Source organism: Roseisalinus antarcticus (assembly GCF_900172355.1).
Lineage (GTDB): Bacteria > Pseudomonadota > Alphaproteobacteria > Rhodobacterales > Rhodobacteraceae > Oceanicola > Oceanicola antarcticus_A.
In genome coordinates, this window is sequence record NZ_FWFZ01000013.1 from 1 (window position 1) to 21,037 (window position 21,037).

General features: G+C 65.2%; 19 protein-coding genes and 1 riboswitch. Of the genes, 8 read left to right on the plus strand and 11 right to left on the minus strand.

Going from position 1 to position 21,037, the window contains the following annotated elements; genetic code table 11:
• Positions 1-381: 381 nt before the first annotated feature.
• The 4 genes from msrQ to ROA7023_RS12850 form a co-directional block, all read right to left on the minus strand.
• Positions 382-1,032 carry a protein-methionine-sulfoxide reductase heme-binding subunit MsrQ gene (msrQ, locus tag ROA7023_RS12835; RefSeq protein WP_085879444.1) on the minus strand — a complete coding sequence of 217 codons (651 nt, stop codon included), beginning with the start codon at positions 1,030-1,032 and terminating at the stop codon, positions 382-384.
• An 11-nt stretch (positions 1,033-1,043) separates the two neighbouring features.
• Positions 1,044-1,214: a GDCCVxC domain-containing (seleno)protein gene (locus ROA7023_RS25105; protein ID WP_442475989.1), complete on the minus strand. Its 171-nt coding sequence runs from the start codon at positions 1,212-1,214 to the stop codon at positions 1,044-1,046.
• A gap of 22 nt (positions 1,215-1,236) precedes the next feature.
• Complete coding sequence (msrP, locus tag ROA7023_RS12845; RefSeq protein ID WP_085879446.1) at positions 1,237-2,151, minus strand: protein-methionine-sulfoxide reductase catalytic subunit MsrP; 915 nt, start codon at positions 2,149-2,151, stop codon at positions 1,237-1,239.
• Between the two features lie 66 nt (positions 2,152-2,217).
• Positions 2,218-3,711 (minus strand): FMN-binding glutamate synthase family protein, encoded by a 1,494-nt coding sequence (locus ROA7023_RS12850; protein ID WP_085879447.1) that lies wholly within the window; start codon positions 3,709-3,711, stop codon positions 2,218-2,220.
• A gap of 278 nt (positions 3,712-3,989) precedes the next feature.
• On the opposite strand from ROA7023_RS12850, the gene ROA7023_RS12855 reads away from it, so the two are divergent.
• Together ROA7023_RS12855 and ROA7023_RS12860 are read left to right on the plus strand one after the other, a co-directional pair.
• Positions 3,990-4,472: a fasciclin domain-containing protein gene (locus ROA7023_RS12855; RefSeq protein WP_085879448.1), complete on the plus strand. Its 483-nt coding sequence runs from the start codon at positions 3,990-3,992 to the stop codon at positions 4,470-4,472.
• A gap of 268 nt (positions 4,473-4,740) precedes the next feature.
• Positions 4,741-6,375: a calcium-binding protein gene (locus ROA7023_RS12860; protein ID WP_085879449.1), complete on the plus strand. Its 1,635-nt coding sequence runs from the start codon at positions 4,741-4,743 to the stop codon at positions 6,373-6,375.
• Positions 6,376-6,680: 305 nt separating this feature from the next.
• On the opposite strand, the gene ROA7023_RS12865 is transcribed toward ROA7023_RS12860, so the two are convergent.
• Both ROA7023_RS12865 and clpB read right to left on the minus strand, forming a co-directional pair.
• Positions 6,681-7,796, minus strand: a complete 1,116-nt coding sequence (locus ROA7023_RS12865) for a DUF418 domain-containing protein (RefSeq protein WP_159458504.1) — start codon at positions 7,794-7,796, stop codon at positions 6,681-6,683.
• A 385-nt stretch (positions 7,797-8,181) separates the two neighbouring features.
• Entirely contained in the window at positions 8,182-10,800 is a 2,619-nt protein-coding gene (gene clpB / locus ROA7023_RS12870) for an ATP-dependent chaperone ClpB (protein ID WP_085879451.1), read from the minus strand.
• Between the two features lie 266 nt (positions 10,801-11,066).
• Between clpB and pyrF the strand changes: the two genes are divergently transcribed.
• Positions 11,067-11,786 (plus strand): orotidine-5'-phosphate decarboxylase, encoded by a 720-nt coding sequence (gene pyrF / locus ROA7023_RS12875; RefSeq protein ID WP_085879452.1) that lies wholly within the window; start codon positions 11,067-11,069, stop codon positions 11,784-11,786.
• A gap of 171 nt (positions 11,787-11,957) precedes the next feature.
• Positions 11,958-12,167, plus strand: a complete 210-nt coding sequence (locus ROA7023_RS12880; RefSeq protein ID WP_085879453.1) for an orotidine 5'-phosphate decarboxylase — start codon at positions 11,958-11,960, stop codon at positions 12,165-12,167.
• Positions 12,168-12,296: 129 nt separating this feature from the next.
• On the opposite strand, the gene ROA7023_RS12885 is transcribed toward ROA7023_RS12880, so the two are convergent.
• The 4 genes from ROA7023_RS12885 to ROA7023_RS12900 all read right to left on the minus strand — a co-directional run bounded on the left by ROA7023_RS12885 (position 12,297) and on the right by ROA7023_RS12900 (position 16,300).
• Complete coding sequence (locus ROA7023_RS12885; protein ID WP_143535548.1) at positions 12,297-12,581, minus strand: NfeD family protein; 285 nt, start codon at positions 12,579-12,581, stop codon at positions 12,297-12,299.
• On the minus strand, positions 12,578-13,474 hold the full coding sequence (locus ROA7023_RS12890) for an SPFH domain-containing protein (protein WP_085879454.1): 897 nt from the start codon (positions 13,472-13,474) through the stop codon (positions 12,578-12,580). The genes ROA7023_RS12885 and ROA7023_RS12890 overlap by 4 nt, the downstream gene beginning before the upstream one ends.
• Before the next feature lie 49 nt (positions 13,475-13,523).
• The gene (locus tag ROA7023_RS12895; RefSeq protein WP_143535549.1) at positions 13,524-14,771 is read right to left on the minus strand and encodes a D-amino acid dehydrogenase; all 1,248 of its coding nucleotides are present in this window, start codon (positions 14,769-14,771) and stop codon (positions 13,524-13,526) included.
• A 134-nt stretch (positions 14,772-14,905) separates the two neighbouring features.
• A riboswitch (glycine riboswitch) is annotated at positions 14,906-14,993 on the minus strand.
• 122 nt (positions 14,994-15,115) lie between these two features.
• Positions 15,116-16,300, minus strand: coding sequence for a winged helix-turn-helix domain-containing protein (locus ROA7023_RS12900; RefSeq protein ID WP_085879456.1), 1,185 nt, complete (start codon positions 16,298-16,300; stop codon positions 15,116-15,118).
• A 63-nt stretch (positions 16,301-16,363) separates the two neighbouring features.
• On the opposite strand from ROA7023_RS12900, the gene smpB reads away from it, so the two are divergent.
• From smpB to ROA7023_RS12920, 4 genes are all read left to right on the plus strand, one after another.
• Positions 16,364-16,834, plus strand: a complete 471-nt coding sequence (gene smpB, locus ROA7023_RS12905) for an SsrA-binding protein SmpB (protein WP_085879457.1) — start codon at positions 16,364-16,366, stop codon at positions 16,832-16,834.
• A gap of 79 nt (positions 16,835-16,913) precedes the next feature.
• Positions 16,914-17,771, plus strand: coding sequence for a 3-mercaptopyruvate sulfurtransferase (gene sseA / locus ROA7023_RS12910; protein ID WP_085879536.1), 858 nt, complete (start codon positions 16,914-16,916; stop codon positions 17,769-17,771).
• Complete coding sequence (locus ROA7023_RS12915) at positions 17,771-18,958, plus strand: amino acid aminotransferase (RefSeq protein ID WP_085879458.1); 1,188 nt, start codon at positions 17,771-17,773, stop codon at positions 18,956-18,958. Before sseA ends, ROA7023_RS12915 begins: the two co-directional genes overlap by 1 nt.
• 158 nt (positions 18,959-19,116) lie before the next feature.
• The gene (locus ROA7023_RS12920) at positions 19,117-19,491 is read left to right on the plus strand and encodes a rhodanese-like domain-containing protein (protein WP_085879459.1); all 375 of its coding nucleotides are present in this window, start codon (positions 19,117-19,119) and stop codon (positions 19,489-19,491) included.
• A gap of 105 nt (positions 19,492-19,596) precedes the next feature.
• On the opposite strand, the gene ROA7023_RS12925 is transcribed toward ROA7023_RS12920, so the two are convergent.
• A complete protein-coding gene (locus tag ROA7023_RS12925; RefSeq protein WP_234992199.1) occupies positions 19,597-21,018 on the minus strand; it encodes an ammonium transporter AmtB in 1,422 nt (473 codons plus the stop codon).
• Between the last annotated feature and the right edge of the window lie 19 nt (positions 21,019-21,037).

The following is a 21,037-nucleotide window of genomic DNA, read 5'->3' on the forward strand; positions in this document are numbered from 1 at the left end:
AAATACCTCTGATTTTCTTCTCCGCCTCGTAAGCCGAAACCCCGTCTGGCGCCCCGACCAAGCATCGCTGCCCTGCCGGTGAAGGCGTATCTACGGTTTGATGACCTACCCCGCAAGTGCTTTTTTCGGGGAAGATGCATTTTTTATGACAGGGGCCGGTTTTTCACGTTTTTCAGGCGGTTACCGCAATATTCATCCGTCGACGTCGGGTCAGTTGGTAACTTTGTAAGCGCTCCGCGAACGGCCCGGCAGCTAGATGTAGTGGCTGCCGCGGGCTTCTCCCCAAGAGGGCGGGAGACTCGCGGGGAATCCCCCTGGGATTCTCTTCTCTCCGCCGCGGAATCGGGCGACGCCGCGCGGCGACTCGGTCGGCAAGGCCGGTCAGCGGGCCCGGCCCCGCCCTCCCGGCGCATGGGCAGAGGAGGCAAAGCCCCCCAGCCACGTCTTCCAGTCGAGGCGCAGGGCCAGCAGGCCGCCGATTATGGCGGCATAGACCAGGGGCTCGATCTGGAAGCCCTTCACCAGCCATATGTAATGGATCACGCCCAGCACAGCCGCCGGGTAGACGAGCCTGTGCAGCCGTCGCCACGCCGCGCCGCCCATCTTGCGGATACTCCAGTTGTTCGAGGTCACCACCAACGGGATCAACAGCAGCAAGCTCGCCATGCCTATGGTGATGTAGGTCCGCTTCACGATATCGGCCCAGACCGCGGACAGGGTCTGAACATCGAGCAGGGCCCAGACGAGGAAATGGGCGAGGACCAGGAAGAAAGCCGTCACGCCGATGGCGCGTCGGAACTTCATCAGGTTCAGCCCGAGATACCGCCGCAGAGGCGTGACGGCGAGCCCCAGAACGATCAGCTTCAGCGCCAGCTCTCCGTATTCATGCTCCAGCGCCTCGACCGGCTCCGGCCCGAGGTTCCCGGTGAGGCCCAGCCAGAACAGCCAGGCCGTCCAGCCCGCGCCCGCCACATAGAGTGTCCACGCCGGCACGCGGCGCAGGCCCTGGTTGATCGTCTGTGTCACGTTCATGGGGGACAACCCTATTGGTCCTGGATCGGGGGGCAGGAAACCGCCCCGTGGAAACAGAAGCCGCAGCACGCGCCCGCCTTCGGGCGGAGGATCTCTCCGCAGCCTGCGCATTTGTAGAAGAACTGGCAGGCGTCGGTCGGCATGACCTCCTCTTCGGCATGACCGCTGAGCGGACAGGTCAAAGTCGACAGACGCTCTGCCAGCTCAGTAATACACCGACAGGTCCATGCCTTCGTAGAGCGCGGCGACCTCTTCCTCGTAGCCGTTGAACATCAGCGTCGGAATCCGGTCCGCGAACAGCCCGCCGCCGATCCGGCGTTCGGTGGCCTGCGACCAGCGCGGATGGTCAACGTTCGGGTTCACGTTCGAATAGAAGCCGTATTCATTCGGCAGGATCGTGTTCCACGCGTTCGGCGGCTGCTCTTCCACCAGGCTGATCCGCACGATCGACTTGATGGACTTGAAGCCGTATTTCCACGGAACGACCAGCCGCATCGGCGCACCGTTCTGTTTCGGCAGCGGCTCATCGTAGAGACCGGTCGCAATGATCGTCAGCGGGTGCATCGCCTCGTCCAGCCGCAGACCTTCGAGATAGGGGAAATCGATCACGCGGCGCCGGACGCCGATCATGTTGTCGGGCTGCACGGCGGTCTCAAAGGCGACATATTTCGCGCCATTCTGCACCCCGACGCGGTTGAGGATATCGGCCAGCTCGATGCCGTTCCAGGGAACCACCATCGACCAGGCCTCGACACAGCGCAGCCGGTAGATCCGCTCCTCGACCGTCAGGCCCCCAAGCAGGTCGTCCAGCGAATACTCGCCCGGATTATCGACCAGTCCGTCAACCTTGACCGTCCAGGGCTCGATCTCCAATGCCTGGGCATTGCGCGACGGATCGGACTTGCCGGTGCCGAACTCGTAGAAATTGTTGTAGGTGGTGATCTCTTCAAAGGTGTTGGGCTCCAGGCTGTCGGCCTCTTGCGCCTGCGCGGCAAGCGGCCCTGCCACCGACCCCACACCCATCGCGCCCATGCTGGCAATCAGCTGACGACGGTTCAGGTAGGCGGCGCGGGGGGTGACATCGGCCCTGGTCAGTGTGTTGGTCCATCGGAATGCCATGGAACTCTCCTCGATAATCTATCCCTTCAGATAGAGAGCCTAAGCCATAATCCCAGGAAACAAACGTCACGATGCCGCGGGGGACCTGTAACCTGGATGCAGCTTGTCCAGCGGAACCGAGCTTCCGTCGGGCTGGACGATGCGTACGTGGTGCGGCCGCATCTGCCGCGGCTCGGCCACGCCGACCGAATGGGCAATGATCTCGACCTCCTTGCCGATGGCCTTGGCGTAGTGGGCGACACGTTGCCATTTTTCCGCGACGACCAGGCCTTTCTGAAAGCGCGGGTTATGGGTGGTGATCCCCGTGGGACAGGTGTTGCGGTTGCATTTCAGCGCCTGGATGCAGCCGAGGCTGAACATGAACCCCCGCGCCGAGGTGATGAAATCCGCCCCCGCGCACAGCGCCCAGGCCACGTCGCCGGGATTGACCAGCTTGCCCGAGGCGATCAGCCGGATCCGCGCCTTCAGCCCGGCCTTGTCGCGCATCCGGGTCACCCTCGGCAGCGCCTCGCGGATCGAAACGCCGACCAGGTCGATCAGCGGCATGGGTGCAGCGCCGGTGCCGCCCTCGGCCCCGTCCAGGGTGATGAAATCCGGCGCGGACTCGGGGCCGCGCCGGTTTATGGCGGCAAACAGGTCGCGAAACGGCTGGTCGCTGCCGAAGACAGTCTTGATCCCCACCGGCAGGCCCGAGACCTCGCGGACGTGGCCGACGAAATCCAGCAGGTCCTCCCAGTCGTCGACCTCGGCGTGCCGGTTCGGCGATATCCCGTCCTGGCCGACGTTCAGCCCGCGGATGGCCGCAATCTCCGGTGTGACCTTGGCGCCGGGCAGGATGCCGCCCTTGCCGGGCTTGGCGCCCTGGGCCAGCTTGATCTCGACCATCTTCACCTGGTCATGGGCCGCCACCTGCCGCAGCTTGTCATCGTCGAGCCGGCCATGGGCGTCGCGCACGCCGAATTTCGCGGTGCCCATCTGAAAGACCAGGTCACAGCCGCCTTCCAGGTGGAACGGCGACAGCCCGCCCTCGCCGGTATTCATCCAGATCCCGGCCTCGCGGCAGCCGCGCGACAGGGCCTGCACGGCCGGCCTGGAAATCGCGCCGTAGGACATCCCCGAGAGATTGAAGATCGACCGCGCCACGTAGGGCTGACGCGCGAATTCCCCGATCACCATGGGATCGGTATGGGCGAACTGGTCATCGAGCGGCGGGAAGGCCGCGTTCACGAAGACCGGCGTCCCTGGCAGCGTGATGTTCCGGGTCGACCCGAAGGCGACGGTGTTGCCCTTGCCCGCACCCGCGTGCTTGACCCATTCCCGTTGCGCGCGGTTGAACGGCAGCTCTTCGCGATCCATCGCGAAGAAATACTGGCGAAAGAATTCCCCCAGCGTCGAGAACAGGTGTCGGAACCGCCCGATCACCGGATAGTTGCGCCGGATCGCGTCGGCGGTCTGAAGACGGTCGATCACGAACAGCACCGCGATCAGCAACAGGCCCAGCCCGACGAGCCAGACCAGCCCCACCGCCATGGCCCGCATCACGGCGGCGGCAAAATCCATGTCCACGGTGAAACTCCTTTTCGCTGACCGTCGTTTCCCAAGGGTGCGCCGCGCGGTCCCGAGGGGCAAGCCGGGCATTTCCGGATCACGGCCGCTTCACCCGGAGTCAACAGAAATTGAGTGGCAACCGTCAAAGCCCCACGCTTAGGCGCGAGCCGCCCTGCGTCAACGAAGCATTGTGCCGCATCGGCGAAAAATTCCAATGAACCAAAAGGCTGGCCGGACGTATCCCTCCCGATGCCACGACAGGCATTGTCAGAAACCAAAGGGAGATACCCATGCTTCGCAGAACCATGCTTGCCGCTACCGCCGCCACCGCCATCGCCTCCAGCGCCTTCGCCGCTGGCCATTCGATGGACATCGTGGACACCGCCGTCGAGGCCGGCTCGTTCACCACGCTGGCTGCCGCGCTCGAGGCCGCCGGCCTGGTCGAGACGCTGAAAGGCGAAGGTCCCTTCACGGTCTTCGCACCGACCGACGAGGCATTCGCTGCCCTGCCCGAGGGCACAGTCGAGGGTCTTCTGGAAGATCCCGAGGCGCTGGCCGCGATCCTCACCTACCACGTCGTGCCGGGCAAGGTCATGTCGACCGACCTCTCCGACGGCATGATGGCCACCACGGTGAACGGTGCCGACGTCACGATCTCGCTGGGTGACAGCGTAATGGTCAACGACGCGACCGTGACCGCCGCGGACATCGAAGCGTCCAACGGCGTGATCCACGTGATCGATTCGGTCATTCTGCCCCCGTCCGACATGTAAGTCGCCGGATCGGCTCTAAGATTCGACCGAGGCCCCGCCACATCGGCGGGGCCTTTTTTACGTCACCCCCTAAACAATGCGGAATCAACGCGTCGATTGTCCCCGGAAGCGAGACAGCCACTTAACCACGTGACCCGTTGATGGCCAAATAACGGCAATTGTGTGACGAAACCCATATGTATTGCCCGCAAACGCAGTAACCTGTCTTCTGCGCCGTCTCCCATCTTCCGGAGGTCTGCCCGGCGCAACAACATGCGAGGGGGACTGCATGCCGATCATCCATGACATTCTGGGGACCGATCTCGACGACGATCTTTTCGGGACCCCGCTCGGGGACACCGTCGATCTGAAGGACGGGAACGACACATTTTCTGCGGGGGACGGCGACGACACGATCGACGGCGGCCGCGGCAACGACATCATCCATGCAGACGCCGACAACGACCGCATCTTTGCCGGGGCCGGCTTCGATACCGCCTATGGCGGCGACGGCGACGACCGCGTCACCGGCGACAGCGGTGACGACACGCTCTATGGCGGGGACGGGAACGACTTCGTCAACGGGGGCGCCGGCGACGACAAGGTCTTCGGCGGCAACGGCGACGACAAGGTCAGCGGCAGGAACGGCAACGACCGGGTGTTCGGCAACGTCGGGGACGACCTGATGTATGGCGGCAGCGGAAACGACTACATGTCGGGCGGCGCCGGCAACGACATCGCCTACGGCGAGCAGGGCAACGACAACCTGCGCGGCGGCCTGGACGAAGACAAGCTCTTCGGCGGAGACGGCAACGACAAGCTTTCCGGCGAGCGGGGCGTGGACCGGCTCAGCGGCGAGCGCGGCGATGACACGCTTTTTGGCGGTGACGACCGCGACTACCTCTGGAGCGGCGCGGGCGACGACCGGGCCTATGGCGGCGCGGGCAGCGATTTCGTCAACGGCAACAGTGGCGACGACCACCTCGAAGGCGGCGCGGGCAAGGATCTGCTGCGCGGCGGAACACAGGACGACACGCTCTTCGGCGGCGACGACGAAGACCGCCTGTTTGGTGGCGACGGCGCGGATCTGCTGACCGGTGATCGGGGCGGCGACGTGATCCATGGCGGCAGCGACCGGGACAAGATCTGGTCCGGGTCCGGGGCGGATACGGCCCATGGCGACGGCGGCAACGACATCGTCAACGGCAACAGCGGCACCGACAGCCTTTATGGCGGGGCGGGCAACGACCTGATGCGCGGCGGAACCCAGAAAGACTACCTGGAGGGCGGGGCCGACGATGATCGGCTCTATGGTGGCGCCGGTGATGACCGGATGTTCGGAGGCGACGGCAACGACATGCTGTCGGGTGACGGCGGGTCGGACAGGATCAGCGGCGAGCGCGGCGCCGACGCGTTGTTCGGCGGCGACGACGACGATTTCCTCTGGGGCGGCGCGGACAACGACATGGTCTACGGCGGCGACGGCGTCGACCGCGTCAACGGCAACAGCGGGGATGACACCCTGTCCGGCGGCGATGGCAACGACATCCTTCGCGGCGGGACGCAGGACGATGTCCTCTTCTCGGGCTCCGGCGAGAACAAGCTCTATGGCGGAGACGGAGAGGACAGGCTTGTCACCGACAATTCGGTGGATAGCCTCTATTCCATGCTCTACGGTGGGGCGGACGCGGACGTGTTCGAGATCGTCGCGGGCAACGGGATCATCCTCGACTTCGAGGACGGCATCGACCTCATCGACGTCACCGCCTTCAGCCCCACCATTCGATCCGTCATGGCAACCAATTCCTACGACCTGGGGTCCGGCTCCATTGTCAGCTTCAGCGACGCGGACCGGTTTGTTCAGATAACCAACACCTCGGCCGAAACGATCACGATCAGCGCTGACGACTTCATCGGTCTTTGACCTGCGCCGACCGTTGAATGAGGAGGCCGCAAGAAACGGGGAAGGCCAGGCGCGAGCAAGCAACTGTCAAGACGTGTTGCTTGTCCCGCCTGGCCACGCCCGCAATCATTCCCGGGCGATGTCCGTTCCGAGTCTGAACTGACCGCGATATGTCAGGTCGAGTGCGCACGTGAACGAGGTGCGCTTCGAAGCCCGTGGATGGCGGACCGGGCCCGACAGATCTCGCATGCGGAGGGTTCTGCGACCATTCGGCGACTTCCCCGACTCGGGCCCGGGACATGCTCGACGTCTGCTGACGTGACGCCCTAGGCGCGGTTCCCCGAATAGGTCATTCGACGCAGGAGCCATTCGAAAGGCCCCAGCGCGAAGCGGGTCCGCCAGATCGACAGCGCAATGATCAGACCCGCCGTGACAGCGACGGCGATTGCGGTGGCCATCAGCCTGTCAACGGCGCTCCACAGACCGAAGCCATAACCAGAGAACACGGTCGTCAGTATGATCGACTGACCGAGATAGACGCTCAGACTCGATCCGCCTGCCGCGAGCGCCCGCGCCGTGATCCGCCCCGGTGAACGAGAGAGCGCGGCAATCACCCCGAGATAGCCCAGCGTTGCGACCGGTGCGGCTGCTGTCGTCATCGCAAGACCCGGCGCTGAAGGCCCCCATTGCCAGATCGCCGCCCCGACAAGGCTGATCGTGACCCCCGGCACAAGACAAAGGCGCCGCGCACGTCGCCAGAGCGGATGTTGTGCATCATCGATCATGCCCGACTTGACCGCCGCCAGCCCGAGGCAGAACCAGCCAAGCGCCGATATCCCCTGGATAACCAGGAAGGACGGCATCAGGAGAGCAAAGCCGATGCTTCGGAACAGGGCGGCTTCAAAGAACTCCCCTTCCGTCAGGATCTTGTGTTCCAGCGCGACGATGTCGGGCGGTGTCTGGGGCGCAACAAGCAAGAGTGGTGGCGCAATGAGAACTTGCAGGATCAGAAGCGCCGCACCTACCCGCACCAGACGCACGACCTGCCAGTCCCGGAAGTGGTAGAGGACCGACCCCGTCACCGCGTAGATCGTCAGGATGTCGCCGGGATAGAACAAGCATCCATGGGCGACACCGAGAACAAGCAGCCCGATCATGCGGTTGCGATAGAGCCGCCCAAATGCCAGGCCCTTCAGCTGCGCCGAGCGCATCAGGAACCCAAGGCCCACACCGAACATGAAGGAGAACAACCCGTATGTCTTGAGCAGTGCCAACCCGTTCACAAGCCAGAGTGTGACCGCGTCCAACGCCGTCTCTCCGCCGGGTTCGGCAAAGCTGCCAAGGGCCGAGAAGGCGATGAACTGAACATTGACGATGACAATGCCGAAGAGCGCGATCAGCCGCAGATAATCCGGCATCAACGCGCGCGCCGCCGCTTTCATGGCCGCTCCAACACCCCGCTCTTGCCGAAAGCAAAGCCAACGACATGGACAGATACAAGCGGCCCCAGGCCGCAAGGCAGGGTCATGCAGCTTGTCGGTCGTATCGCGGCTCTCGGAATTCTCGTTGAGATTGAATAGCATCCAAAGCTATTGGATGGAAGTTCCTCCAACCAGAGCTTGGTGTGCAGCGCCGCGAAGGCCCGCGTTCCGCCCATCCTTCCTGGCCGTTCTGCGGAGATGCAAAACGCCCTCGCAGATGTCTGCGAGGGCGTTTCAGAGTCGACCGGGCGACACGCAGTGCTTTCAGCTCGTCCGTGCCTCAGATCAGTGAAAGGGCCTGGGGCGCGGGGCCCGGCCCCTCTTCATTTGCGATCGGGTGCCCGCCTCAATGGACGACGGCATCGTCCGGGCGCGGCCTGTGGGAATTGGCCACGCGGTCGCCCACGATCAGCCCGTCGGCCCCGGCGCTCACCGGAACCAGATCCCCCTCGCGGATGTCGCCCGCAAGCAGCATCTCGGCCAGCGGATCCTGCAGGGCACGCTGGACCACACGCTTCAGCGGCCGTGCGCCGAACACCGGGTCATAGCCCTCGTCGGCGAGCCATTTGCGCGCCCCGTCGTCCAGCTCCAGCACGATATTCCGCCCCGCCAGCCGCTTTTGGAGCAAGCCAAGCTGGATATCGACGATCCCGGTCATGTCGGCCCGGCTCAGCCGGTCGAAGATGACGGTCTCGTCCAGCCGGTTCAGGAACTCCGGCCGGAAATGTGCCCGCACCGCATCCATCACGTCGCGCTTGGCCTGTGCGCCGTCCGCCCCCTCGGGCAATTGGCTCAGAGCCTGGCTGCCGAGGTTCGACGTCAGCACGATCAGCGTCTGCTTGAAGTCGACCTTGCGGCCCTGGCCATCGGTCAGCACCCCATCGTCAAGCACCTGCAACAGCACGTTGAACACGTCCGGATGGGCCTTTTCGACCTCGTCGAACAGGATCACCTGGTAGGGTCTGCGCCGGATTGCCTCGGTCAGGACCCCGCCCTCTTCGTATCCGACATAGCCCGGAGGCGCACCGATCAGACGCGCGACCGAGTGCTTTTCCATGAACTCCGACATGTCGACCCGCGTCATCGCGTTGTCGTCGTCGAACAGGAAATCGGCCACGGCCTTGGTCAGCTCGGTCTTGCCGACGCCGGTCGGGCCGAGGAACAGGAACGACCCCAGCGGCCGCGTTTCCTCGTTCAGCCCGGCACGGGCGCGGCGCACGGCGTTGGCCACGGCCCGGACGGCCACGTTCTGGCCCATGACCCGCTTGTGCAGGCCCTCTTCCATGCGCAGCAGCTTGTCACGCTCGCCTTCCAGCATCTTGGTCGTGGGGATGCCGGTCCAGCGTTCGACCACCTGGGCGATCTGTTCGGGGCGCACGGCCTCTTCGACCATCACGCCTTCGTCTTCGGCGGCCTCGGCCTCGCCCAGCTCCTTCTCAAGCTGCGGGATGATGCCGTAGGACAGCTCGCCCGCGCGGGCGAGGTTGCCCTCGCGCTTGGCAATGTCGAGATCGGCGCGGGCGCGGTCCAGCTGCTCCTTCAGCTGCCGGCCGGTATCGAGCTTGTCGCGCTCCGACTGCCACTTGGCGGTCAGCTCGGCCGACCGCTCCTGCAACTCGGCAAGCTCCTTCTCGATCCGGTCAAGCCGGTCCTTGGAGGCCTGGTCGTCCTCCTTGCGCAGGGCTTCGACCTCGATCTGCTTCTGCAGGATGTCACGGTCCAGCGCGTCCAGCTCTTCGGGCTTGCTGTCCACTTCCATGCGCAAACGGCTTGCGGCCTCGTCCATCAGGTCGATCGCCTTGTCGGGCAGGAACCGGTCGGTGATGTAGCGGTGGCTGAGCGTCGCCGCGGCAACAAGGGCGGAATCGCTGATCCGCACGCCGTGGTGCAGCTCGTACTTTTCCTTGATCCCCCGCAGGATGGAGATCGTGTCCTCCACCGTCGGCTCTTCGACCATCAGCGGCTGGAACCGGCGGGCGAGGGCCGCATCCTTCTCGACATACTTGCGGTATTCATCGAGCGTCGTGGCGCCGACACAATGCAATTCACCGCGCGCGAGCGCAGGCTTGATGAGGTTGGCGGCATCCATGGCGCCATCGGCCTTGCCCGCGCCGACAAGGGTGTGCATCTCGTCGATGAACAGGATCACTTCGCCCGCGGCGGCCTCGATCTCCTTCAGGATGGATTTCAGCCGCTCCTCGAACTCGCCACGGTATTTCGCGCCGGCGATCAGCGCCCCCATGTCGAGGGCCAGCAGCCGCTTGTTGCGCAGGCTTTCGGGCACGTCGCCATCGACGATCCGCAGGGCAAGCCCCTCGGCGATGGCGGTCTTGCCGACGCCGGGCTCGCCGATCAGCACGGGATTGTTCTTGGTCCGGCGGGACAGCACCTGCATGGCGCGCCGGATTTCCTCGTCCCGGCCGATGATCGGGTCGATCTTGCCTTCGCGGGCACGCTCGGTCAGGTCGATGGAATATTTCCTGAGCGCGTCATACCCTTCTTCGGCCGAAGCGGAATCCGCCGTCCGGCCCTTGCGGATGTCGTTGATCGCGGTGTTCAGGCTCATCGGCGAGACGGCGCCCGCCTCGAGCGCGTCCTTGGCGCGGGACTTGATCATCGCCAGCGCCATCAGGATCCGTTCGACCGGCACGAAGCTGTCGCCCGCCTTCTTCGCGAGCTTCTCGGCCTCGTCGAGCACACGTCCCGTCGCCGAGTCGAGATAGCTTTGCGCCCCGTCGCCGGACACTTTCGGCAATTTGGCCATGGCCAGGTCGAGCTGTTCGGTCACACGCTCCGGCGCACCGCCGGCCCGGGTGATAAGATTCGCCGCCAGCCCCTGCTCGTCATCAAGCAGGGCCTTCAGCAGATGTTCGGGGGCAAGCCGTTGGTGGCTTTCCCGCATCGCGATCGTCTGGGCGGCCTGAATGAAACCGCGCGACCGCTCCGTGAACTTCTCCAAGTTCATGGCTCGTTCTCCTCTGATAAGCACCGGCTCCCCGGAAACGCCCGCCAGGCAGCGCGCCCCATGTCCGGCCTCTGATTGATTAAATGGGAAGCAGGGCGGCGCATATCAAGCCACTTTTCGAACCATGCCCGCACATTTGGACCGGCGCGATCCCGGGGGGCGCGGCCCCGCCCACGGGCCCGCAGAAAGCGCCCCGCCCCGGGGCCTTGCCGCTTGACGCGGGGCGGATGCTCGGCCAGTTCGGAGCCAGAAACCGGAGACCTGCCATGCAAGCCGATGACCGCCTGATCGTCGCCCTCGACGTTCCCGACGCACTCGCCGGGCTGGAGCTGGCCAAGACCCTCGGCGACGCGGTCAGCTTCTACAAGATCGGGCTGGGGATGCTGACCGGCGGCGGGCTCGCGCTCGCCAACGAGCTGAAATCCGAACACGGCAAGCGCATCTTCCTAGACATGAAGCTCTTCGACATCGACGCGACGGTCGAGGCTGCCGTCCGCGGTCTGGCGCAATTCGATCTCGACTTTCTCACGGTGCACGGCGACCCCAACGTGGTCCGCGCCGCCCGCGAGGGCGCCATCGGCTCGGATATGAAGATCCTCGCGGTCACGATCCTGACCTCGCTCGACAGGGCAGACCTGGACGCGGCCTGCATCAAGGACGGCCCAATTTCCGATCTTGTGCCAGAGCGGGCGGGCCGGGCCTTCGACGCGGGGGCCGACGGCATCATCTGTTCGCCGAACGAGGCGGCCTCGATCCGCGCCCTGCCGGAGGCCGAGGGGCGGCTGATCGTGACACCGGGGGTCCGGCCCGCCGGGTCCGACAGCGGCGACCAGAAGCGCACCGCCACCCCCGCCGCGGCCATCGCGGCCGGGGCGGATCACGTGGTCGTGGGACGGCCGATCTGGCAATCCCCCAGCCCCCGGGACGCGGCCCAGTCGATCCTCCACGAGATGTCCTCGCCACAGGCCCGGCAGCCCAACGCCTGAGAACCGGCACGCGCCGGACGCCACCGGCGCCGAGGCCACCCGTCTGCGCGAGACCTGCGCATACCGTGCGGAAGCCATGAAACTTATTCAGGCTTTGCTGCGTTATTACTTTGACAACGCGCAACGCAGGCCAGTCTGGTCCCCGCGCAGGAGCCTCGAAAGGAGCACGTCATGGATAATGTAAGCTTCGGAGACATTCGCTACAACGCCGCGAGCGGCGCATACGAGGCCCGGGTGGACATCGCCCGCGGAGGCCGTCTGTTCCGCTACCCGGCCCGGATGAAAGGCCCCCTGGACCTGCCCCTCGACCAGGTCCGCGCGGGCTTGGCGCGGAATGCCTTCAACATGTCCGACAGCGGTGACCTGCGCTCGGTCATGTGACCCTTCCCCTGTCAGGTTCGAAACCCGCTTTCGCGGTGTCTGTCCCCTTTTTCAACCTGACCCACTGGCCCGGGCGTGCGTGCAGCATTCCCGGGCTTTTTTCTTGCCCGGTCGCCCCTGAGAAGGGCCCTAGTCGTTGATGTCGCTGTGCCAGATCTTGGCGCGTCGCGTGGGGCTGCCGAGGGTCATCCGCAGGCCGATGGCGGCCACGCCCGAGATCGCGGCGAAGGCGACAAGCTTCCAGGGCAGGCTGCCGCCGAGGATCTCGGCCCAGATCAGGACGCCGGTGACGACGGCGCCCCCTGAAAAGCCGAGGAAGACATAGGCGGGCAACAGCATCTCGAAGACGCCCAGCAACAGGCCGAAACAGATCCAGGCCCACCATTGGTTCCAGATGATGAAACTGCCGATCATGCGCCGCGTCCTCCCAGGAACTTGAAGGCGTTTCCGAAGGCCTCCAATGCATGGGCGGGCAACACGATCGTCTGGTTGCCATCCCCCGAACCCAGTTTATGCAGCGCCTCGACCTGTTTCAACGCCACTTGATACTGGGCCGATTCCAGCCCGTGCTCGGTGATCGCGTCGGCGACGATTGCGGTGGCATAGGCTTCGGCGTCGGCCTCGATCCGGCGGGCCTTTGCCTCCTGCTCGGCGGCATAGAGCTGACCGTCGGCCTCCAGCTCGGTGGCGCGTTTCTTCCCCTCGGCCTCTGTCACCAGCGCCCGGCGGGCGCGCTCGGCATTCAACTGCTGAAGCATCGCCGCCCGCGTCGCCTCGTCGAGGTTCACGTCCAGGATCTCGGCCCGGGTCACCTCGATCCCCCAATCGTCGACCTGGTTGGCCAGCTGCTCTTTCGTCGCGTTGATCAGCGAGGACCGGTTCGACTGCACCTGGTCGAGGTCCATGTTGCCGATCTCGGACCGGACGATCCCCGCCACCGTGGTCGAGATCGCGCCGTCCACGTCCCGGATACGGTAGACGGTCTTTTCCGGCTCGATGATCCGGTAGAAGACCGATGTATCAACCTGCACCAGCACGTTGTCGCTGGTGATCGCGTCCTGGGTCATCGTGGGCAATTGCCGCTCGAGGATCGAGATCCGGTGCGCCACGCGGTCCACCACCGGGACGATCACGTTGATGCCCGGGCTGAGAACCGAGCGCAGCTTGCCGAACCGCTCGACCACGTATTTCTCCGATTGCGGCACGATGCGCACGGCCATCAGCACGGCGACGATCAGGAAGAAGGCCAGGAACAGCGCCAGCCCGTTCAGCCCCACCAGGTTCGTGATGATGTCTTCGATATTCATGCCCGGCCCCTCTGCAACAGCACTTTGCAGAGGGGCTATGGCGCCGGAATCAGGCCATTTTCAGGACAGCACCTTGGCTTTTTGCCGTCGTCGGCGCCTCGTCGGCGGCGATGCGGGCGGCAATCGCCTCGGCGGTGGCGGCCGACAGGGTCCAGCCCAGGTGCCCGTGGCCGGTGTTGTAGTAGACGCCCGCCTTCCTGCCCGGCGCCACGCGGGGCATCATGTCGGGCATCATCGGCCGCAGGCCGGCCCAGGGGACGCAGGTTTCGGTCGACACGCCCGGGAAATGATCGGCCACCCAGCGCACCAGCGGCGCCACCCGGTCGAAACGGATGTCGCGGTTGATGCCGTTGAACTCGGCGGTGCCGGCGACCCGCAGGCGGCCGTCCCCCAGCCGCGAGGTCACGATCTTGGCCCTGTCGTCCAGCAGCGAGACGGTCGGCGCGGCCTTCTGGCTTTCGGCGTCCTTCATGTCGACGGTGATCGAGTAGCCCTTGACCGGATAGACATTGACCCGGTCGCCCAGCTTGGCCGCGATGTCGCGCGAATGGAAGCCGGCACAGACGACGACCCCGTCATAGAGCACGTAATCCCCGGCGATCACCCGCACGCCGTCGGCATCGGGGCGGATGTCGCGGACGATGGTGTCATAGCGGAAATTCACCCCCTGGCCCTTGAGCCATTGCGCGAGCCCGACCGAGAACTTGTGGATGTCGCCCGTGGAATCGCTGTCGGTCCAGAAGCCGCCGCAGATGTCGCCCTGCAGTGTCGGCTCGATCTGCCGGACCTCTTCGGGCGACAATTCGCGCCGGTCCAGCCCTCCGGCGGCCAGCATCTCGTTGACCTTGCGGGCATGCGCCAGATCGCCGGGCTTTTCATAGAAGTGCAGGATGCCGGCGGGCGAGAAGTCGAAATCGAGCCCGGCGCGGTCGGCCATCTCCTTCATGCCTTCGCGGGCGGCGATGGCCATGCGGGTGGTGGCGATGGTGTTCGACCTGTAGCGCGGAATGGACCCCAGAAACTCCAGCATCCACGAGATCTTGTGCCACGACGGCGAGGGGTTCACCGACAGCGGGGCGTCGGGCTTCAGCATCCACTTGAGCCCCTTCATCACCGTTGACCATTGCGTCCAGGTCTCGGCATTGGAGGCGGACATCTGCCCGCCGTTGGCGAAAGACGTCTCCATCGCCGCATATCGGTTGCGGTCATAGACGGTCACGTCGAAGCCCCGTTTGGCAAGGCTGTAGGCTGTGGTCACACCGGTGACACCGGCCCCGAGAACGGCGTAATGAGTCACGTCAAAGCTCCTTGGCGCGTCGCGCCTGCGCCCCCACCGTTCTGAGCCTGAGAGATTCGCCGGCGGGGCCATCCGGCCCGTTGCGGCTTGCTCCTTCGGCGGGGCGCTTGCGGCGCCCGCTCTTCGGTGTGTTGCGGCTCGTCCGGTCCCTGGTGCCTGAGAGTTTACCGGGGCGGTTGCTCCTTCGGCGGCGGGAAACCCGCACTCTCCCGGCGCGATCCTTTCACTGGATAAATATTTATCACCAAAGAAAGATTCCCTCAATTCAACCTTTGACATATTTCCCATGCGCCGCGCTGATCCCAGCCGTCCGCCGACTGCGCATTCCTTGCGCAATCGCACAGCTAACGCCGCCAACCCTCGCAAAACCGCACATCGGCACAGCCGCCCAGCCGCGCGACCCTTGCCAATTCCGCGCAGAGCCGGATCTCGCGCCCCTTGCCAAGCGCCGCGCCCGCTTCGGGCCAGAACGCGGTGACGACCAGGCCGCCGCCAGTGCGCTTCATGTCGATTCGTCCGATCAGCCGGTCGCCCTCCAGCACCGGAAAGACGTAATAGCCGAACCGGCGCCGGGGCGCGGGCACGAAGATCTCGATCCGGTAGTGAAAGCCGAAGAGCCGCAGCGCCCGCGCCCGGTCACGCAGGGCGGGGTCGAAGGGCGACAAGACGCGCACCCGGTTGCCCGGCATGGGCGGGGTCAGCTCGGTCAGCTCCGGCCGCGCCAGGCTGCGCCGCCACTTGCCGTCGGCCATCTCGACGTCGATCTCCTTGACGATGCCCGCCTCCAGCGCCCGCGCCGCCCAGGCTCGCGCCTCCTCCACGGTGAGGATGTCGAAGAACGCCCGCAGCTCGCCCGGGGTGGCAAAGCCCAGCCGGTCCAGCGCCGCGCCCATCGCCCAGTCCACGGTGTCCTCGGGGCTCGGCCGCGCGTTCAGGTATTCGGGCGGGACCACGTTCTCGGTCAGGTCATAGACCTTACGAAAGCCCTCGCGCCGGGTGATCGACAACTCTCCCGAGCGCCAGAGGTATTCCAGCGCGGTCTTGGACGGATGCCAGTCCCACCAGCCGGTGCTGCCCTTCGCCTCGCCCTCGCCCACGTCGCGCGAGGTGACGGGCCCGTGCGCCGCGATCCGCTCCAGCACCTGCGCGAACTTCTCGCGGTAGCCCTCGCGCTGCCAGGTGTCCCAGCGCCGGTCCATATGCGCCTGATCTCGCGCGAATTTCAGCCGCCAGTGCGGAAAGAACGCCATCGGCAGCACCGCGGCGTCATGGGTCCAGTGCTCGAACACGAGCCTGTCGGCCATCAGCGGCGCAAGGTTGGCCGGCCGGTATTGCTGCCGCCGGGACCAAAGGATCATGTCATGCGCCCGCGCCAGGGTGTTGACGCTGTCGACCTGCGCGAACCCCAGGTCATGGATCACGCCAGCCAGATTCGCGCCCTTGCCGGGGCCCGAAGGTGGCGCCATCAGCCCGTGCCGATCCAGAAAGATCGCCCGTGCCGCCGCGTTGGAAAGCGATGCCCGCGTCATGCGCCCGACCTTACAGCCCGCAGCCCCCTTCACAACCGCGCCCGCGCCCCGTATCTGACGTGGATGGCCAAGAAGGACGAAAACAAGAACTACAAGGTGATCGCCGAGAACCGGCGTGCCCGCTACGATTATGCCATCCAGGACGATATCGAGGTCGGCATCATCCTCACCGGGTCCGAGGTGAAATCCCTGCGCACCGGCCAGTCCAACATCGCCGACAGCTATGCCGAGGTCGACGGCTCCGAGCTTTGGCTGACCAACGGCTATATCGCGCCCTACAACCGCGCGATGTTCCAGCACGAAGAGCGCCGGCGCCGCAAGCTGCTGGCCTCGCGCCGCGAGATTGCCCGGCTTTGGAACGCCACCCGCCGCGAGGGCATGACCCTCGTGCCGCTGGTGATGTATTTCAACCACCGGGGCATCGTGAAGCTGAAGATCGCGACCGCCAAGGGCAAGAAGACCCAGGACAAGCGCGCCACCGAGGCCAAGCGAGACTGGAATCGCCAGAAACAGCGCCTGCTGAAAGAGCACTAGCGCCCTTCGCTTGCCACGCACCTGCGGGCAGGCTAGGCAGCAGGCGTTGCATCACAGGGAGGGCGCCCCCTTGTCCACACTGGCCTCCGACGATCCGCGCACTCTGGTTTCGACCAGTTGGCTTGGCGCACATCTCAAGGATCCCGATCTTCGGCTGATCGACGGCTCCTGGTATCTGCCCGACATGAACCGCGATGCGCGGGCCGAATATGACGCGGCCCACATTCCCGGCGCCCGTTTCGTCGACATCGACGACATCTCCGACCACCGCTCGGATCTGCCCCACACCGCGCCCCCGGTCGAGAAGTTCATGTCCCGGATGCGGGCGCTCGGCATCGGCGACGGCCACCAGGTCGTGGTCTACGACGGTGCCGGCATGTTCTCCGCCGCGCGGATCTGGTGGCTGTTCCGGCTGATGGGCAAGACGGACGTGGCCGTGCTCGACGGCGGTTTCCGGAAATGGCAGGCCGAGGACCGCCCGGTCGAGGACCTGCCCCCGGTGATCCGCGACCGCCACATGACCACCAGTCGCCAGAACCAGATGATCAAGGATGTCACGCAGGTGGCCTCTGCCTCCAAGCTGGGGGACTGGCAGATCGCCGACGCCCGCTCTCCCGGGCGTTTCACCGGCGAAGAGGCCGAGCCCCGCCCCGGCATGCGCACAGGCCACATCCCCAATTCCCGCAACGTCCACTACCGGACGCTGCTGGCCGACGACGGCACGATGAAGCGCCCGGCAGAGCTGCGGCAGGTCTTCACCGACGCCGGCATCGACCTCGACCGACCCGTGATCACCACATGCGGCTCCGGCGTCACCGCCGCGATCCTCAGCCTCGCCCTCGACCGGCTCGGCCACCGGACCAACGCGCTCTACGACGGGTCGTGGTCCGAATGGGGCATGTATTCCGACCTTCCCATCGCAACAGGAGAAGCCTGATGCTCGAACACCTCAAGGACCAGGCGCCGGACAAGATCCTCGCCCTCGTGGCGGCCTACAAGGCCGATCCGCGGGACGACAAGATCGACCTCGGCGTCGGCGTATACAAGGACGCCAAAGGCAAGACTCCCGTCTTTCGCGCGGTCAAGAAGGCCGAGCATAGGCTGGTCGATGAACAGACCTCCAAGGTCTACACAACCCTCGCGGGCGACCCGGCCTTCTCCGACGCGATGGTCGACCTCGTGCTGGGCGACACCGTGGCCCGCGACCGTATCGCCGCCATCGCCACGCCCGGTGGCACCGGCGCCTGCCGGCAGGGGTTCGAGCTTGTGCGGCTCGCGAATCCCGACGCCACGATCTGGCATTCCGACCCGACCTGGCCGAACCACATCTCCATCCTGAACTTCATGAAGATGAAGAAGTCCCCCTTCCGCTATTTCGATGAGGAAACGGCGCTGGTGGATTTCGACGGCATGATGGCCGATCTCGCCGCTGTGGCATCCGGTGATGTCGTCCTGCTGCATGGCTGCTGTCACAACCCGACCGGCGCGAACCTGACCGCAGACCAGGTGGCGCAAGTGATCGCGCTGCTGAAGGACAAGGGCGCCGTTCCGATGATCGACATCGCCTACCAGGGCTTCGGCGACGGGCTGGAAGACGATGCGGCAACGACCCGCGCCATCGCGGGCGCCTTCGACGAATGCCTGATCGCCGCCTCCTGCTCCAAGAATTTCGGCGTCTACCGCGAGCGCACCGGCGTGTTGATGGCAATCGCCCCCGATGCCGAGCTCGTAAAAAAGGCGCAGGCCTCGATGAACTTCCTCAACCGGCAGAACTACTCCTTCCCGCCGGACCACGGCGCCAGGGTGGTGACGATGATCCTCACCGATCCCGAGCTCCGCGCCGATTGGGAAGCCGAACTCGAAGAGATCCGCCTCGGCATGCTCGAGCTGCGCAAGCAACTCGCCGGTGAACTGGCCCGCCTTACGAACTCCGACCGCTACGCCTTCATCGCCACCCATCGCGGCATGTTCTCGCGCCTCGGCGTGGGCCCCGAGATGGTCGAGACCCTCCGCAAGGACCACGGCATCTACATGGTGGGCGACAGCCGGATCAACATCGCCGGGCTGAACGCCGACACCGTGCCGATCCTGGCCGCCGCGATCGTCGCCGCTGAAAAGGGCTGACCAGACCTTCATCTTGGCAATAAACTCTCGGGGGTCCGGGGGCAGACAGCCCCCGGTGGACGCCTGCCCTGCGCCCCCGGCTGCTCCCCTTTTCCTTTCCCCCCACCCATCATATATGCCAACTATCGCATATATGATTTGCCCGGAAAGGACAGCCGATGAAGACCGAAAGCACCGACACAGGCACGCTGGAGACCTGGACCCCCGAAGAGGTGAACGCCGCCCTCGAAACCGGTGACATCGTCCTGATCGACGTTCGCACCCCCCAGGAATACATGGTCGAACATGTCCACGGCGCCTTCCTGATGCCGATGGCCTTCTTCCGGGCCGAGACCTTGCCGGGCGAGACCGAGAAGAAGATCGTCTTCCACTGCGGCTCGGGCGTCCGGTCCGAACGGGTCGCCCGCATGGTCCTCGCGTCGGGCCGCGACACGGTGCGGCACATGGGCGGCGGCATGGCCGGCTGGAAACAGGCGGGGATCGCCTACATCGGCACGGACATGGCGACGGGTGCCCCCAAGCGCACGGGCTAGCCCCCGGCCAGAACCACGCCGATTTCCCGAAAGCCCCGAAGACACGAAAAAACCCGGGCGCCGAGGCGCCCGGGTTCAGTTTGCGAAAGCTGACAGGAAGGAAGATCAGCCTTTCGTGAATTCCGGATAGGCTTCCATGCCCAGTTCCGACATGTCGAGACCGTTGATCTCGTCCTCTTCGCTCACACGGATACCCATGAGACCCTTGAGGATGATCCAGACCACAGCCGAGGCCACGAAGGTGAACACGCCGTAGGCGACGATCCCCGTGATCTGCGTCGCGATGCTCGCGCCCTCCTGGTAGAAGACGACCGCGATCGTGCCCCAGATGCCTGCGAACAGGTGAACCGGGATGGCGCCGACGACATCGTCGATCTTCAGCTTGTCCAGGAACGGCACCGCGAAGACCACGATGACACCGCCGACAGCACCGATCCACAGCGCACCGAACAGCGTCGGGTCGAGCGGGCTTGCGGTGATCGACACCAGGCCGGCCAGCGCACCGTTCAGCACCATGGTCAGGTCAGGCTTGCGATACAGGATCTGCGTCAGGATCAGGGCGGCCACGGCTCCGGCGGCTGCCGCCATGTTGGTGTTGGCAAAGATCCGCGACACGTCGCTGACATCGCCCACAGTGCCCATGGCAAGCTGTGAACCACCGTTGAAGCCGAACCAGCCGAGCCACAGAATGAACGTCCCGAGCGTGGCCATGGCGAGGTTGGAGCCCGGCATCGGGTTCACCTTGCCGTCCTTGTACTTGCCCAGACGCGGTCCGAGGATCAGCGCACCGGCCAGAGCGGCCCAGCCACCCACGGAGTGCACGACGGTCGACCCTGCGAAGTCGGAGAAGCCCATCTCGAACAGCCAACCTTCGCCCCACTGCCAGGAGCCCGAGATCGGGTACATGACACCGGTCAGGACAACGACGAAGATCAGGAACGGCCACAGTTTGATCCGCTCGGCCAGGGCGCCGGACACGATGGAGGCCGTGGCAGCGACGAAGACCAGCTGGAAGAAGAAGTCAGAACCGATCGAGGCATAATCCAGCGCGGCGTCCGCGGCTGCGATGCCCACCGGGTCCAGAACGGTCTGCACGAAGAACGGACCGACGTAGCCGGCCATGATCCAGGCATCGCCCGGGTACATCAGGTTGAAACCAATCAGCCAGTACATGATCGCCGCCACCGAGTAGAGCGAGATGTTCTTGAGCGACTGCATCGTCACGTTCTTGGACCGCACCAGTCCCGCTTCGAGCATGGCGAAGCCTGCGGCCATGAAGAACACCAGGAAGCCTGCCATCAGGAACAGCAGCGTCGTCATGATGTAGGGGCCGATTTCGTCGAAGCCCGGCGCGGCCTCCTCGGCCACAGCCTCTTCGGCCACGGCCTCTTCCGCGGCGACTTCTTCGGCCACGACTTCTTCCGTCGCGGCGGCCGTGTCGTCTTGCGCGAATGCAGTCTCCGGCATCACGCTGAAGGCAAGTAGCGTTACGAGGAACGCCGCCAGCCAGATCTTGAGAGTATCCATTGTCCCGTTTCTCCTCTTC

Coding starts and splice junctions, on each gene's coding strand:
- msrQ (WP_085879444.1), bottom strand. CDS start 1,032: ATGAACGTGACACAGACGATCAACCAGGGCCTGCGCCGCGTGCCGGCG.
- msrP (WP_085879446.1), bottom strand. CDS start 2,151: ATGGCATTCCGATGGACCAACACACTGACCAGGGCCGATGTCACCCCC.
- ROA7023_RS12850 (WP_085879447.1), bottom strand. CDS start 3,711: ATGGATTTTGCCGCCGCCGTGATGCGGGCCATGGCGGTGGGGCTGGTC.
- ROA7023_RS12855 (WP_085879448.1), top strand. CDS start 3,990: ATGCTTCGCAGAACCATGCTTGCCGCTACCGCCGCCACCGCCATCGCC.
- ROA7023_RS12860 (WP_085879449.1), top strand. CDS start 4,741: ATGCCGATCATCCATGACATTCTGGGGACCGATCTCGACGACGATCTT.
- ROA7023_RS12865 (WP_159458504.1), bottom strand. CDS start 7,796: ATGAAAGCGGCGGCGCGCGCGTTGATGCCGGATTATCTGCGGCTGATC.
- clpB (WP_085879451.1), bottom strand. CDS start 10,800: ATGAACTTGGAGAAGTTCACGGAGCGGTCGCGCGGTTTCATTCAGGCC.
- pyrF (WP_085879452.1), top strand. CDS start 11,067: ATGCAAGCCGATGACCGCCTGATCGTCGCCCTCGACGTTCCCGACGCA.
- ROA7023_RS12880 (WP_085879453.1), top strand. CDS start 11,958: ATGGATAATGTAAGCTTCGGAGACATTCGCTACAACGCCGCGAGCGGC.
- ROA7023_RS12885 (WP_143535548.1), bottom strand. CDS start 12,581: ATGATCGGCAGTTTCATCATCTGGAACCAATGGTGGGCCTGGATCTGT.
- ROA7023_RS12890 (WP_085879454.1), bottom strand. CDS start 13,474: ATGAATATCGAAGACATCATCACGAACCTGGTGGGGCTGAACGGGCTG.
- ROA7023_RS12900 (WP_085879456.1), bottom strand. CDS start 16,300: ATGACGCGGGCATCGCTTTCCAACGCGGCGGCACGGGCGATCTTTCTG.
- smpB (WP_085879457.1), top strand. CDS start 16,364: ATGGCCAAGAAGGACGAAAACAAGAACTACAAGGTGATCGCCGAGAAC.
- ROA7023_RS12915 (WP_085879458.1), top strand. CDS start 17,771: ATGCTCGAACACCTCAAGGACCAGGCGCCGGACAAGATCCTCGCCCTC.
- ROA7023_RS12920 (WP_085879459.1), top strand. CDS start 19,117: ATGAAGACCGAAAGCACCGACACAGGCACGCTGGAGACCTGGACCCCC.
- ROA7023_RS12925 (WP_234992199.1), bottom strand. CDS start 21,018: ATGGATACTCTCAAGATCTGGCTGGCGGCGTTCCTCGTAACGCTACTT.